Consider the following 13,062-nt stretch of genomic DNA (forward strand, 5'->3'; position numbering starts at 1 on the left):
GACGCCAAGCCGCTGCTGGCGACCGGGACGCAGGGTGCGTCGCCGGCGACGCCCTACGGCCTGGCCGCCCGTTCGACGGTCGAGGGCTATGATCCGGCCAAGCACGACCGCTTCTTCGAGGCGGTCAACGCCGAGCTGGGCGAGAAGGGCTTCGTCACCGCGCCGCTGGACGACGTCATCACCTGGGCCCGCACCGGCTCGCTGATGTGGATGACCTTCGGCCTGGCCTGCTGCGCGGTCGAGATGATGCAGGCCTCGATGCCGCGCTACGACATGGAGCGGTTCGGCATGGCGCCGCGGGCCAGCCCGCGCCAGTCGGACCTGATGATTGTCGCCGGCACCCTGACCAACAAGATGGCGCCGGCGCTTCGCAAAGTATACGACCAGATGCCGGACCCGCGTTACGTGGTTTCCATGGGTAGTTGCGCCAACGGCGGCGGGTACTACCACTATAGTTACAGTGTTGTTCGTGGATGCGACAGGATTGTGCCGGTCGACGTCTACGTTCCTGGCTGTCCGCCCACGGCGGAGGCGCTGCTGTACGGGCTGCTGCAACTGCAGAAGAAAATCCGCCGCACCGGGACGATCGAACGATGAGCGCGCCCTCGAAGAAGGCTCTGGCGGCGCTGGCCAAGGGCGCGGGCAAAGCCTGCGGCAAGGCGCTGGTCGACACGAAGATCGCGTTCGGCGAGGTCACGCTGACGGTTCAGCGGACGCAGATCGTGCCGGTGCTGGGCGCGCTGAAAGCGATGGGCTTCCAGCAGCTGGTCGACCTGTGCGGCGCCGACTATCCGGCGCGGGCCGAGCGGTTCGAGGTGATCTACCACCTGCTGTCCCTGACCCGGAACGAGCGCATCCGCATCAAGGTGAAGACCGACGAGCAGCAGCCCGTGCCGACGGCGATCCCGGTCTATCCGAACGCCGAGTGGTTCGAGCGCGAGGCCTACGACATGTACGGCATGTGGTTCGACGGTCACCCCGACCTGCGCCGCCTGCTGACCGACTATGGGTTCGAAGGGCACCCCCTTCGCAAGGACTTCCCGATGACCGGGTATGTGGAGGTCCGTTACGACGAGGAGCAGCGCCGGGTGGTCTATGAGCCCGTCAAGCTGAACCAGGAATTCCGTCAGTTCGATTTCCTTTCGCCGTGGGAAGGCGCCGAGTACGCCCGATGGTCGGGCGTGCTTCCGGGCGACGAGAAGGCGGGGACATGACCCATGCAGACGGCCTTTCGTTCCGCCGCCTCCTTCTTTCTGGTGACCTTCTCGACCGCCTTCCTGTTCATCCTGGGAGCGCGGCTCACGGGATGGTTCACGCGCGCGCCGATCATTCCGGCGGAGGACACCCAGACGCTGGGGCTGGCCATCATGGTCGCGGTCGTCTGTCTGGCGGTCGGCGCAGGCATCCGGCGCATGACCGCGTCGGAACTGCAGAGCGCGCTGCTCGGCGCCTCGGCCATCCTGTTGTCCACGCCGCTGGCGCAGGCCGTGCTGACCAACGAGTGGCGGATTTCGACGGCCGCCGTGTCGGGCATGGGGCTGCTCACGCTGGCGCTCGGGGTGCTGGTGGCCTTCAGCCGACGCCGGTCGGGCATCGAGGACTGACGCATGGCTGACGACATGAAGCCGGCGGTCGACGACGACCGCAAATTCACGATCAACTTCGGCCCGCAGCACCCGGCCGCGCACGGCGTGCTGCGCCTGGTGCTGGAGCTGGACGGCGAGATCGTCGAGCGGGTGGATCCGCACATCGGCCTGCTGCACCGCGGCACCGAAAAGCTGATGGAGGCGCGGACCTACCTCCAGAACATCCCGTACTTCGACCGCCTCGACTACGTCGCGCCGATGAACCAGGAGCACGCCTGGTGCCTGGCCATCGAGAAGCTGGTCGGGCTGGAAGTGCCTTACCGCGGCCAGCTGATCCGGGTGCTCTATTCGGAAATCGGCCGGATCCTGAACCACCTGCTGAACATCACCACCCAGGCGATGGACGTCGGCGCCCTGACGCCGCCCCTGTGGGGCTTCGAGGAGCGCGAGAAGCTGATGGTGTTCTACGAGCGGGCGTCCGGCTCGCGCCTGCACGCCAACTACATCCGGCCCGGCGGCGTGCACCAGGACCTGCCGCCCGAGCTGATCGACGACATCGAGAAGTGGGCCAAGGAGTTCCCGGCGGCGCTCAAGGACATCGAGAGCCTCGTCACCGAGAACCGCATCTTCAAGCAGCGCAACGTCGACATCGGCGTGGTGTCCAAGGAGCAGGCGCTGGCCTGGGGCTTCTCGGGCGTGATGCTGCGCGGCTCGGACATCGCCTGGGACCTGCGCCGCAGCCAGCCGTACGAGTGCTACGCCGAGCTCGAGTTCGACGTGCCGGTCGGCAAGAACGGCGACTGCTGGGATCGCTATCTCTGCCGCGTGGAAGAGATGAAGCAGTCCATCAGGATCATGCACCAGTGCATTGACCGGCTGCGGAAAAACCCCGGGCCGGTGATCACTCAGGACAACAAGGTGGTCCCGCCGCGCCGTGGCGAGATGAAGCGCTCGATGGAAGCGCTGATCCACCACTTCAAGCTCTACACCGAGGGATTCCGCACCCCGCCGGGCGAGGTCTATGCGGCCGTCGAGGCGCCCAAGGGCGAGTTCGGCGTCTATCTGGTGTCCGACGGCACCAACAAGCCGTATCGCGCGAAGATCTGCGCGCCGGGCTTCAAGCACCTGCAGGCCATGGACTGGATGAACCGCGGCCACATGCTGGCCGACGTGTCCGCCATCCTCGGCAGCCTGGATATCGTCTTCGGAGAAGTGGACCGATGAGCGCCCGTCGCCTCGCCAAGGAGCAACCGGCCTCGTTCGCCTTCGCCAAGGAGACGATGCAGAAGGCCGAGTGGTGGATCGCCAAGTACCCGGCCGAGCGCCGCCAGTCGGCGGTGATCCCGATCCTGTGGCTGGTCCAGAAGCAGGAAGGCTGGGTCTCCGAGCCGGCCATGCGGGCCATCGCCGATCTGCTCGGCATGCCCGTCATCCGGGTGCTGGAGGTCGCGACCTTCTACACCATGTTCCAGCTGGAGCCGGTCGGTAAGGCCGCACTGATTCAGATCTGCGGCACGACGCCGTGCATGATCCGGGGCGCCGGCGAGCTGATGGATGTGTGCCGCAGCCGGATCGGCCCCAAGGACAAGCTGAGCGCCGACGGCCGCTTCACCTGGCAGGAGGTCGAGTGTCTCGGCGCCTGCGTGAACGCGCCCATGGCCCAGATCAACGACTACTATTTCGAAGACCTGACCCCCGCCGACCTCGAGAAGATCATCGACGACTTCGCGGCCGGCAAGAACCCGGCGCCGGGTCCGCGCGTGGATCGGCAGACGTCGGCGCCCGAGGGCGGGCCGCTGACGCTGACGGATCCCAAGCTCTACGACGGCTCGGCGGCCAGGCCGATCAAGCGGCTCCCGAACAGCGAGCCCAAGAAGGAGCCGGCATGACCCGGCCGGACCTGAGCACGGACGCGGGCCTGAAGGCCTATCGCGACGAGCTTCGCGCCGTGGCTCGGCCGTGGCGGCTGGGCGGCTTCGCGCTCGTCCTGGCTGGCGCGCTGCTCGCCTCGCTCGGCGCCTGGGTGCAGGGCTGGCCGGACCTGGCCGTCAGCGTCGGCTATGGCCTGCTGGCGATCGGTTGGGCGCTGCTGCTGGCCGCCATCTTCCTCAGAACCCGCCACCACCGTCGCCGCATGGCGGAGAACGCATAAGCATGGTCGGAATCCTCGAAGACAAGGACCGCATCTTCACCAACCTCTACGGGTTCCATGACTGGGGCCTGGAGGGGGCGAAGAAGCGCGGCTGCTGGAACGCCACGGCGGACATGATCGCCATGGGCCCGGCCTGGATCATCGACAACATCAAGAACTCCGGCCTGCGCGGTCGGGGCGGGGCCGGCTTCTCCACCGGGCTGAAGTGGTCCTTCATGCCCAAGGAGGTCCGCGAGGGCCGTCCGCACTACCTCGTGGTCAACGCCGACGAGTCCGAGCCAGGCACCTGCAAGGACCGCGAGATCATGCGGCACGATCCGCACCTGCTGATCGAAGGCTGCCTGATCGCCTCCTTCGCGATGCAGGCGCACGCCTGCTACATCTACATCCGGGGCGAATACGTCCGCGAGCGCGAGGTGCTCGAGGAAGCGATCAAGCAGGCCTACGAGGCCCGGCTGGTCGGCAAGAACAACATCCACGGCTGGGACTTCGACATCTACGTCCACCACGGCGCAGGGGCCTACATCTGCGGCGAGGAGACGGCGCTGCTCGAAAGCCTCGAGGGCAAGAAGGGCCAGCCGCGCCTTAAGCCGCCGTTCCCGGCGGGCGCGGGCCTCTACGGCTGCCCGACGACGGTGAACAACGTCGAGTCGATCGCGGTCGTCGGCACCATCCGGCGCCGCGGCGCGGACTGGTTCGCGGGCTTTGGCAGGCAGAACAACACCGGCACCAAGCTGATGTGCATCTCCGGCCACGTGAACAAGCCGTGCAACGTGGAAGAGGCCATGTCGATCCCGCTGAAGCAGCTGCTCGAAGAGCACTGCGGCGGCGTGCGTGGGGGCTGGGGCAACCTGAAGGCCGTGATCCCGGGCGGCTCGTCCGTGCCGCTGATCACCCGCGAGATGTCCGAGGTCGCCCTGATGGACTTCGACTCGCTTCGCGAGATGAGGTCGGGGCTGGGAACGGCCGCCGTCATCGTTATGGACGAAAGCACCGATCTGGTGAAGGCGATCGCCCGCATCAGCTATTTCTACAAGCATGAGAGCTGCGGCCAGTGCACGCCGTGCCGCGAAGGCACCGGTTGGATGTGGCGGGTGCTGGAGCGGATGGCGATCGGCGAGGCCGACCCGTCGGAGATCGACCTGCTGCTCGACGTCGCCGGCCAGGTCGAGGGTCACACCATCTGCGCACTCGGCGACGCCGCCGCCTGGCCGGTGCAGGGCCTGATCCGCCACTTCCGTCACGAGATCGAAGAGCGGATCTCCAACTACCGCAGCCGCCGCGCGAACTTCGCCGGCCACGCCATCGCGGCGGAGTAACCCGATGCCCATCGCCAAGGTCAACGGACAGGAAGTCGAGTTCGAGCCCGGGATGACCGTGCTCCAGGTGGCGGAGCGCGCCGGGGAGGAGATCCCGCGCTTCTGCTACCACGAGCGGCTGTCCATCGCCGGCAACTGCCGCATGTGCCTGGTCGAGGTGAAGCCCGGGCCGCCCAAGCCGCAGGCGAGTTGCGCGCTGCCGGCCGCCGACGGCCAGGAGATCTTCACCAAGACGCCCATGGTGGAGAAGGCCCGCAAGGGGGTGATGGAGTTCCTGCTCATCAACCACCCGCTGGACTGCCCGATCTGTGACCAGGGCGGCGAGTGCGACCTGCAGGATCAGGCCATGGGCTACGGCCGCGACGCGTCCCGCTATGCGGAGAACAAGCGCGCGGTCGAAGAAAAGCACATGGGTCCGACCATCAAGACCTTCATGACGCGCTGCATCCAGTGCACCCGCTGCGTCCGGTTCGTGACCGAGGTCGCGGGCGTGTCGGACATCGGCCTGCTGTCGCGCGGCGAGGGCGCCGAGATCGCGACCTATCTGGAGAAGTCGGTCGACAGCGAGCTGTCGGGCAACGTCAACGACCTGTGCCCCGTCGGCGCCCTGACTCACCGGCCGTGGCAGTACCACTATCGTCCGTGGGAGCTGAAGAAGACCGAGTCCATCGACGTGATGGACGCGCTCGGCTCCAACATCCGCGTCGACAGCCGCGGGCCGGAGGTGATGCGCATCCTTCCGCGCGTGCATGAGGGCATCAACGAGGAATGGCTGGCCGACCGCAGCCGTTACGGTGTCGACGGCCTGTTGCGGCGTCGCCTGGACCGGCCCTGGGTGCGCGAGAACGGCAAGCTGCGCGAAGCCAGCTGGGCCGAGGCGCTGGGCGTCGTGGCCGACAAGCTGGTCTCCGCCGGCCCGAATCGCATCGGCGTCATCGCCGGCGACCTGCAGGACGCGGAATCCATGAAGGCGACGCTGGACCTGTTCCGGTCGCTCGGCTCGGCCAACACCGACTGCCGCCAGGACGGCTCGGCGCTCGGCGTCGGTCCGCGCGAAGGCTGGCTGTTCAACACCGGCCTGGCCGGCATCGAGCAGGCCGACGCGATCCTGATGATCGGGGTCGATCCCCGCCGGGAGGCGCCGCTGCTGAACGCGCGCCTGCGCAAGGCCTGGCTGAAGGGCGGGATGGAATCGGCCCTGATCGGCGCGCGGGCCGACCTGACGTTCGACTACGCCTGGCTCGGCGCCGGGGCTCAGACCCTGGCCAAGCCGCCGAAGGGTTCGCTGGACTTCCTGTCGAAGGCCGAGCGGCCGGCGATCATCGTCGGGTCGGCGGCGCTGTCCGGCCTCAACGGCGAGGCGGTGCTGAACGCTATCGGCGCCCTGGCCAAGAAGGTCGGCGTCGTGAAGGACGGCTGGAACGGCTTCAACGTGCTGCACTCGGCCGCCTCGCGCGTGGCGGGTCTGGACATGGGCTTCGTGCCGGGCGCCGGCGGCCTGTCGACGCGCGAGATGCTCAAGACCGGCGCGCTGGACGTGCTGTTCCTGCTGGGCGCCGACGAGGTCGAAAGCTCGGCCACGGGCGCCTTCAAGGTCTATCTGGGCAGTCACGGCGACCGTGGCGCGCACGGCGCGGACGTCATCCTGCCGGGCGCGGCCTACACCGAAAAGCCGGGCCTCTACGTCAACACCGAGGGCCGGGTTCAGATGGCCGAGCGCGTCGTCTTCCCGAAGGGCGACGCCAAGGAGGACTGGACCATCCTGCGGGCCCTGTCCGAGGTCATGGGCAAGACCCTGCCGTACGACACCCTGGACCAGCTGCGCGACCGCCTGATGGGCGACCATCCGACGTTTGGCCGGATCGACTATGTGCCGGAGCCGCGCCCGTTCGACCTGGGCGCGCTCGGCAGGAAGGGCGACCTCGGCGAGGCGGCGTTCAACGCCCCGGTCGAGGACCCGTACATGACCAACCCCATCCTGCGCGCGAGCGACGTCATGGCCGAACTGTCGGCCGAGCGCGTCCAGCCCCGGCTGATGGCGGCGGAGTAGGCGATGGAATTCTGGACCACCCCCCTCGGCTGGACCCTGATCACCGCCGGCCAGATCCTTCTGGTCACGGTCGGCATCCTGATCTCGCTCGCCTTCCTGCTGCTGGCGGACCGGAAGATCTGGGCTGGCGTGCAGATGCGCAAAGGCCCGAACGTGGTCGGCCCGTTCGGCCTGCTCCAGTCGTTCGCGGACTTCTTCAAGTTCGTGCTGAAGGAGGTCATCGTCCCGGCCGGCGCCGACAAGACGGTGTTCCTGCTGGCCCCGCTGATCACCTTCATCCTGGCCTTCATCGCCTGGGCCGTGATCCCGTTCGCCCCGGGCTGGGTGATCTCCGACCTGAACGTCGGGATCCTCTACATCTTCGCGATCAGTTCGCTGGGCGTGTACGGCATCATCATGGGCGGCTGGGCTTCGAACTCGAAGTACCCGTTCCTTGGATCGCTGCGCTCGGCCGCGCAGATGGTGTCCTACGAGGTCTCGATCGGCCTGGTGATCATCAATGTCATCCTGCTGGCCGGCAGCATGAACCTGACCCAGATCGTCAATCAGCAGTCGGGCTGGATCTGGAACTGGTACGCCTTCGGCGGGGGTCTCGCGACCCTGCCGCTGATCGTGGTGATGTTCCCGATGGCGATCATCTTCTTCATTTCGGCCCTGGCCGAGACGAACCGGCCGCCGTTCGACCTGCCGGAGGCCGAGTCCGAACTCGTGGCCGGCTATCAGGTGGAATACAGCTCGACCCCGTACCTGCTTTTCATGATCGGCGAGTACGCCAACATCGTCTTCATGTGCGCCATGATCACCCTGCTGTTCTTCGGCGGGTGGAATCCGGGCTTCCCGACCGACTTCCTGGCCAGCTGGCCGCAGTGGGTGGCGAACCTGTTCTACTTCGGCGTCTTCTTCGTGAAGACGGTCTTCTGGTTCACCATGATCGCCATGGTGAAGGCCTTCGTGCCTCGCTACCGCTACGACCAGCTGATGCGCCTGGGCTGGAAGATCTTCCTGCCGACCTCGCTGGTGGCCGTGGTGCTGGTCTCGGCCTGGCGCGTGTTCGGGGTTCAGGCATGATGCGTCTCGCCGTCATCGGCCTGGCGCTCATGGCCGGCGCCTGCACCATCGACGGGCCCGAGCCGGGCTCGACCGACGTCATGGCCGAATTGGAGCGCCAGGAGCGCATCCGTCAGCAGGAGGCCGAGCGGCAGCGGCTGTGCTCGATGCTGGATCCCGAGACTGATCGCTACGAGCGCGACTGCGGGCGGGGGAACCGATGAGGGGGCGACTCGTCCTGGTCGGCGCCCTGCTCGGGGTGCTGATGCTCAGCGGCTGCATGGGCACGATCCAGCACCGCGAGAGCGGGGGCCACTATTGCCGGGCGGACGTGCGCTGCCCGTATGGAGACTTCTGATGCTCAACCGTATCGCCCAGGCCGCCAAGGGCGCGATGATGCTGGACGTGATCGGCGCGGTCGGCCTGTCGGTGAAGTACATGCTGCGGCCGAAGGCCACGGTGAACTACCCGTTCGAGCGCAACCCGCAGTCGCCCCGCTTCCGCGGCGAGCATGCGCTGCGCCGCTATCCGAACGGGGAAGAGCGCTGCATCGCCTGCAAGCTGTGCGAGGCCGTGTGCCCCGCTCAGGCCATCACCATCGAGGCCGAACCGCGCGCCGACGGCAGCCGCCGCACGACCCGCTACGACATCGACATGGTGAAGTGCATCTACTGCGGCCTGTGCCAGGAGGCCTGCCCGGTGGACGCGATTGTCGAGGGCCCGAACCTCGAGTTCGCCACCGAGACCCGCGAGGAGCTCTACTACGACAAGGAGCGCCTGCTCGCGAACGGCGACCGCTGGGAACGCGAGATCGCCAAGATGCTCGAGATGGACGCGCCGTATCGGTGATGTCGGGACGGGGGTTCTCGATCCTCGGCCGATTGAAGAGCTTTCGCTACGCCCTGGCGGGACTGCTGTTTGTCCTGCGGACACAACACAACGCGTGGCTTCACCTGATTGCGACCCTGGGTGTCGCAGGCGCGGCCGTCGCCCTGCGCGTGGAGCCCCGCGACTGGCTTTGGCTGATCGCCGCGGTGGCCGTCGTTTGGGTCGCCGAGATCACCAACACAGCGTTCGAGCATCTCTGCGATGTGGTCTCACCCGAGCTTCATAGCTCGGTGCAGCGCGCCAAGGACGTAGCGGCGGCGGCCGTCTTGGTCGCGGCCATCGCGGCCGCCATTATCGGCGGGATCGTGTTCTGGCCGTATCTCGCCGGCGTGGCCTAGACCCGTTCCGCGATCACCTCGAGGACCATGGGCGTGACCATGACCGAGCGCGGGTCACGTTCGGCCTTTTCGAAATCCCCGATGACCCGGTCGGCCCAGGCCTGGTCGACCTTGCCGGATTCGACCAGGTGGAGAGGGTAGGTCTTGATGAAGGACGCGGGCCACTGCCAGACGAAGTTGTCGGGCGAGACGACATCGACGATCGGGCGGAGCGACCTGATCTTGAGACCGACCTCGGGCAGCAGGGCAGGGAAGGATCGGGCGATGTCCGGCTCCCCGCCCGAGGCGCGCCAGTCGTCGGTGACCATGCGCCGGAACTCGACCTGGGTCGGCAGGTCCGGGGCGAAGGACCAGGTTTCGTAGTCCAGATATTCGTGAATGACCGCCACGCCGCCCGGCCGAAGGGTGCGCGCCAGCTTCTCCAGCACGGCGCGAGGATCGCTGACGAAGGCGAGCACCCAGCGGACCCAGAAGGCGTCCACTCCATCGACGGGAAGGACATCGTCGACGAGGTCGATCTCGGCGGTGTCGATGTTGCCGAGGCCCCGGCTGGCGGCGGCGCCGTTGAGGAACTCCAGGAAGCGGTGCGAGCGCTCGAAGGCGTGGACGCGCCCTTCGGGCGCGACGATCTCGGCGAGGTCCAGGCTGGCCCAGCCGGGCCCCGCGCCGGCGTCGACGACGCGGGAGCCGACGGTGATCCCGGCGCGCCGCCAGGCGTCGAGCACGCGCGGGCGCCAGACCCGGTGCTGCAGCCCCAGGCGCTGGACCTCCACGTCGTGGGTGCCAAGCAGATAGTCCCGTTCCTGATCGCTCATGTCGGCCTCCGGTCGAGCAACGTTCAGATGGGCGTTTCGGCGCCGTTTGGCCATCCGTAACTTGCGGCCGATCCGGCTTTGCAAAGCCGATTTTCGCGGTCTAGAAGGGCGCCGAGTTTGGGGCGGGCCGATGCGCGGATTCGCGCTTGGCCGTTCCGGCGTCCACCACCCACGCGGCCGCGCGGCGGATCGCATCGGAGGCTCATCAGGCCGCATGATCCAGGCGATCGCCTTCTATGTCCTGTCCGCCGTCAGCGTGATCGCGGCCCTCCGGGTCGTGCTGGCGTCGAATCCCGTGCACTCGGTGCTGTGGCTGATCACGTCGTTCTTCTCGGCGGCCGGCCTGTTCGTGCTCATGGGGGCAGAGTTCCTCGCCATGCTGCTGGTCGTCGTCTACGTCGGCGCGGTGGCGGTGCTGTTCCTGTTCGTCGTCATGATGCTGGACGTCGACTTCCTAAAGCTGCGCGAAGGCTTCGCGCGCTACCTACCGTTCGCGACCATTGTGGCGGCGGTGCTGCTGATCGAGATGATCCTGGTGTCGTCCGCCGTCGCGGCGCGCGGCGCGGCCCGCGGGGCGCAGCCGATCGACATCAACCCCGACATGACCAATGCCGAGGCCATCGGCCGGGTGCTCTATACGGACTACGTCTACATCTTCCAGGCGGCCGGCGTCGTGCTGCTGGTCGCCATGATCGGGGCCATCGTCCTGACCCTGCGGCACAAGCCGCACGTGCGCCGCCAGAAGATCGCCGACCAGGTCGGCCGTGACCGCAAGAAGGCCGTGGCCATGACTCAGCCGGTCACCGGCAAGGGGATGCGGCCGGAGGACCTCGTATGACCATCGGCCTCGCCCACTATCTGGCGGTCGCCGCGATCCTGTTCACCATCGGGGTCTTCGGCATCTTCGTGAACCGCAAGAACGTCATCATCATCCTGATGTCGATCGAGCTGATCCTCCTGGCCGTGAACATCAACTTCGTGGCCTTCTCGACCCACCTGAACGACGTGGCCGGGCAGATCATGGCGATGTTCGTGCTGACCGTCGCGGCCGCCGAGGCCGCCGTCGGCCTGGCCATCCTGGTGACCTTCTTCCGCAACCGCGGCGACATCGCGGTCGACGACGCCTCCGTGATGAAGGGCTGACGCGTGCCGATCGAAACCCTCGTCACTATCGGCGTCTTCGCGCCGCTGATCGGCGCCATGATCGCCGGCCTGACCGGGCGCCGCATCGGCGACACGGCCTCGATGGCCGTGACCACGGGCCTGCTGTTCCTGTCGTGCGCCATCGGCTGGTACGTCTTCAGCCAGCACACCTGGGGCGGGCTCGAAGCCTTCACGCTCCGGCTGCTGCCCTTCATCAACATCGGCGACTTCCAGTCGGCCTGGTCGATCCGGATCGACGCCCTGTCGGCGGTGATGCTGATCGTGGTCACGACCGTGTCGGCGCTCGTGCACCTCTACTCCTGGGGTTACATGGCCGAGGACCCGGACAAGCCGCGGTTCTTCGCCTATCTGTCGCTGTTCACCTTCGCCATGCTGGCGCTGGTGACTGCCGCCGACTTCATGCAGCTGTTCTTCGGCTGGGAAGGGGTGGGCCTGGCGTCCTATCTGCTGATCGGATTCTGGTTCAAGAAGCCGACGGCCTCGGCCGCCGCCATCAAGGCCTTCGTGGTCAACCGGGTCGGCGACTTCGGCTTCGCGCTCGGGATCATGACCGTCTTCTGGATGTTCGGCACGATCGAGTTCGCCGAGCTGTTCCCGTTGATCGAGGCTCGCGCGGGCGCGACCTGGGAGTTCCTGGGCTACAACTGGTCGGCGCTCGACCTCGCGGGCTTCCTCCTGTTCATCGGCGCCATGGGCAAGTCGGCCCAGTTCTTCCTGCACACCTGGCTGCCGGACGCCATGGAAGGCCCGACGCCTGTCTCTGCTCTGATCCACGCGGCCACCATGGTGACCGCCGGCGTCTACATGGTCTGCCTGCTCAGCCCGATCTACGAGTATGCGCCGGTCGCGGCGCAGATCATCGCGGTCACCGGCGCGGTCACGGCCCTGTTCGCCGCGACGGTCGGCCTGGCCCAGAACGACATCAAGCGGGTCATCGCCTATTCGACCTGTTCGCAGCTCGGTTACATGTTCTTCGCGGCGGGCGTCGGCGCCTACCTGGTGCTCGGGCACCTGGATTTCGACGGGGCCTTCCATGCCGTCGCCGACCATGCCGACGACACCATGCGCTTCCTGAGCTGGGACCTGCACGCCCTGACGGTGGTGACCCTGCTGCTGTTCATGGGTGCCATGGGCAAGTCGGCGCAGTTCCTGCTGCACACCTGGCTGCCGGACGCCATGGAAGGCCCGACCCCGGTGTCGGCCCTGATCCATGCGGCCACCATGGTGACCGCCGGCGTCTTCATGGTCGCGCGCCTGTCGCCGCTGTTCGAGACCTCTACTGTCGCTTTGACGGTCGTCATCGTCATCGGCGCCATCACCGCCTTCTTCGCGGCGACGGTCGGCCTCGTGCAGAACGACATCAAGCGCGTTATCGCCTACTCGACCTGTTCGCAGCTGGGCTACATGTTCGTGGCCCTGGGTGTCGGCGCTTATTCGGCCGGCATCTTCCATCTCTTCACCCACGCCTTCTTCAAGGCCCTCCTGTTCCTTGGCGCCGGTTCGGTCATCCATGCGATGCACCATGAGCAGGACATGCGGAACATGGGTGGCTTGGCCAAGAAGATCCCCATCACCTACGCGATGATGATGATTGGCACGCTGGCCCTGACCGGTGTCGGCATCCCGGGCACCAATTTCGGCTTTGCCGGCTTCTTCTCCAAGGACGCCATCATCGAAAGCGCCTATGCCTATGGTGGCAATGT

The 13,062-nt window shown here is 67.0% G+C and carries 17 protein-coding genes; 16 read left to right on the forward strand and 1 reads right to left on the reverse strand.

The genetic code is table 11. The features are described 5' to 3' along the window. Positions 1-12 precede the first annotated feature (12 nt). Genes Q0M60_RS02945 through Q0M60_RS03005 form a run of 13 tightly spaced genes read left to right on the forward strand, consistent with a single transcriptional unit; the run spans position 13 to position 9,380 of the window. Complete coding sequence (locus tag Q0M60_RS02945) at positions 13-597, forward strand: NADH-quinone oxidoreductase subunit B family protein (RefSeq protein WP_296815754.1); 585 nt, start codon at positions 13-15, stop codon at positions 595-597. Continuing rightward, complete coding sequence (locus Q0M60_RS02950; RefSeq protein WP_296815718.1) at positions 594-1,214, forward strand: NADH-quinone oxidoreductase subunit C; 621 nt, start codon at positions 594-596, stop codon at positions 1,212-1,214. The genes Q0M60_RS02945 and Q0M60_RS02950 overlap by 4 nt, the downstream gene beginning before the upstream one ends. A 3-nt stretch (positions 1,215-1,217) precedes the next feature. Continuing rightward, entirely contained in the window at positions 1,218-1,604 is a 387-nt protein-coding gene (locus tag Q0M60_RS02955) for a hypothetical protein (RefSeq protein ID WP_296815720.1), read from the forward strand. A gap of 3 nt (positions 1,605-1,607) precedes the next feature. Continuing rightward, the gene (locus Q0M60_RS02960) at positions 1,608-2,810 is read left to right on the forward strand and encodes an NADH-quinone oxidoreductase subunit D (RefSeq protein WP_296815722.1); all 1,203 of its coding nucleotides are present in this window, start codon (positions 1,608-1,610) and stop codon (positions 2,808-2,810) included. Next, positions 2,807-3,475, forward strand: a complete 669-nt coding sequence (nuoE, locus tag Q0M60_RS02965) for an NADH-quinone oxidoreductase subunit NuoE (RefSeq protein WP_296815725.1) — start codon at positions 2,807-2,809, stop codon at positions 3,473-3,475. Before Q0M60_RS02960 ends, nuoE begins: the two co-directional genes overlap by 4 nt. Beyond that, positions 3,472-3,738, forward strand: coding sequence for a hypothetical protein (locus tag Q0M60_RS02970; protein WP_296815728.1), 267 nt, complete (start codon positions 3,472-3,474; stop codon positions 3,736-3,738). Before nuoE ends, Q0M60_RS02970 begins: the two co-directional genes overlap by 4 nt. Before the next feature lie 2 nt (positions 3,739-3,740). Beyond that, the gene (gene nuoF / locus Q0M60_RS02975; protein WP_296815730.1) at positions 3,741-5,057 is read left to right on the forward strand and encodes an NADH-quinone oxidoreductase subunit NuoF; all 1,317 of its coding nucleotides are present in this window, start codon (positions 3,741-3,743) and stop codon (positions 5,055-5,057) included. Between the two features lie 4 nt (positions 5,058-5,061). Continuing rightward, positions 5,062-7,107 carry an NADH-quinone oxidoreductase subunit NuoG gene (nuoG, locus tag Q0M60_RS02980; RefSeq protein WP_296815733.1) on the forward strand — a complete coding sequence of 682 codons (2,046 nt, stop codon included), beginning with the start codon at positions 5,062-5,064 and terminating at the stop codon, positions 7,105-7,107. Between the two features lie 3 nt (positions 7,108-7,110). Further along, positions 7,111-8,175: an NADH-quinone oxidoreductase subunit NuoH gene (gene nuoH, locus Q0M60_RS02985; protein ID WP_296815737.1), complete on the forward strand. Its 1,065-nt coding sequence runs from the start codon at positions 7,111-7,113 to the stop codon at positions 8,173-8,175. Next, positions 8,172-8,378, forward strand: coding sequence for a hypothetical protein (locus Q0M60_RS02990; protein ID WP_296815740.1), 207 nt, complete (start codon positions 8,172-8,174; stop codon positions 8,376-8,378). Before nuoH ends, Q0M60_RS02990 begins: the two co-directional genes overlap by 4 nt. Next, a complete protein-coding gene (locus Q0M60_RS02995; protein ID WP_296815742.1) occupies positions 8,375-8,512 on the forward strand; it encodes a hypothetical protein in 138 nt (45 codons plus the stop codon). Before Q0M60_RS02990 ends, Q0M60_RS02995 begins: the two co-directional genes overlap by 4 nt. Then, entirely contained in the window at positions 8,512-9,003 is a 492-nt protein-coding gene (gene nuoI, locus Q0M60_RS03000) for an NADH-quinone oxidoreductase subunit NuoI (protein WP_296815744.1), read from the forward strand. Before Q0M60_RS02995 ends, nuoI begins: the two co-directional genes overlap by 1 nt. Beyond that, entirely contained in the window at positions 9,003-9,380 is a 378-nt protein-coding gene (locus tag Q0M60_RS03005; protein WP_296815747.1) for a diacylglycerol kinase family protein, read from the forward strand. The genes nuoI and Q0M60_RS03005 overlap by 1 nt, the downstream gene beginning before the upstream one ends. Here Q0M60_RS03005 and Q0M60_RS03010 read toward each other — a convergent pair. Next, positions 9,377-10,195, reverse strand: a complete 819-nt coding sequence (locus Q0M60_RS03010; protein ID WP_296815750.1) for a methyltransferase domain-containing protein — start codon at positions 10,193-10,195, stop codon at positions 9,377-9,379. The genes Q0M60_RS03005 and Q0M60_RS03010 overlap by 4 nt on opposite strands. A gap of 214 nt (positions 10,196-10,409) precedes the next feature. Between Q0M60_RS03010 and Q0M60_RS03015 the strand changes: the two genes are divergently transcribed. From Q0M60_RS03015 to Q0M60_RS03025, 3 genes are all read left to right on the forward strand, one after another. Beyond that, positions 10,410-11,033: an NADH-quinone oxidoreductase subunit J gene (locus tag Q0M60_RS03015; protein ID WP_296815757.1), complete on the forward strand. Its 624-nt coding sequence runs from the start codon at positions 10,410-10,412 to the stop codon at positions 11,031-11,033. After that, the gene (nuoK, locus tag Q0M60_RS03020) at positions 11,030-11,338 is read left to right on the forward strand and encodes an NADH-quinone oxidoreductase subunit NuoK (protein ID WP_296815751.1); all 309 of its coding nucleotides are present in this window, start codon (positions 11,030-11,032) and stop codon (positions 11,336-11,338) included. Before Q0M60_RS03015 ends, nuoK begins: the two co-directional genes overlap by 4 nt. 9 nt (positions 11,339-11,347) lie before the next feature. Then, the coding region (locus Q0M60_RS03025; RefSeq protein WP_296815760.1) for an NADH-quinone oxidoreductase subunit L at positions 11,348-13,062 on the forward strand (1,715 nt) is incomplete at its 3' end.

It is taken from the genome of Brevundimonas sp., from assembly GCF_024711105.1.
In the GTDB taxonomy this organism is placed as follows: domain Bacteria; phylum Pseudomonadota; class Alphaproteobacteria; order Caulobacterales; family Caulobacteraceae; genus Brevundimonas.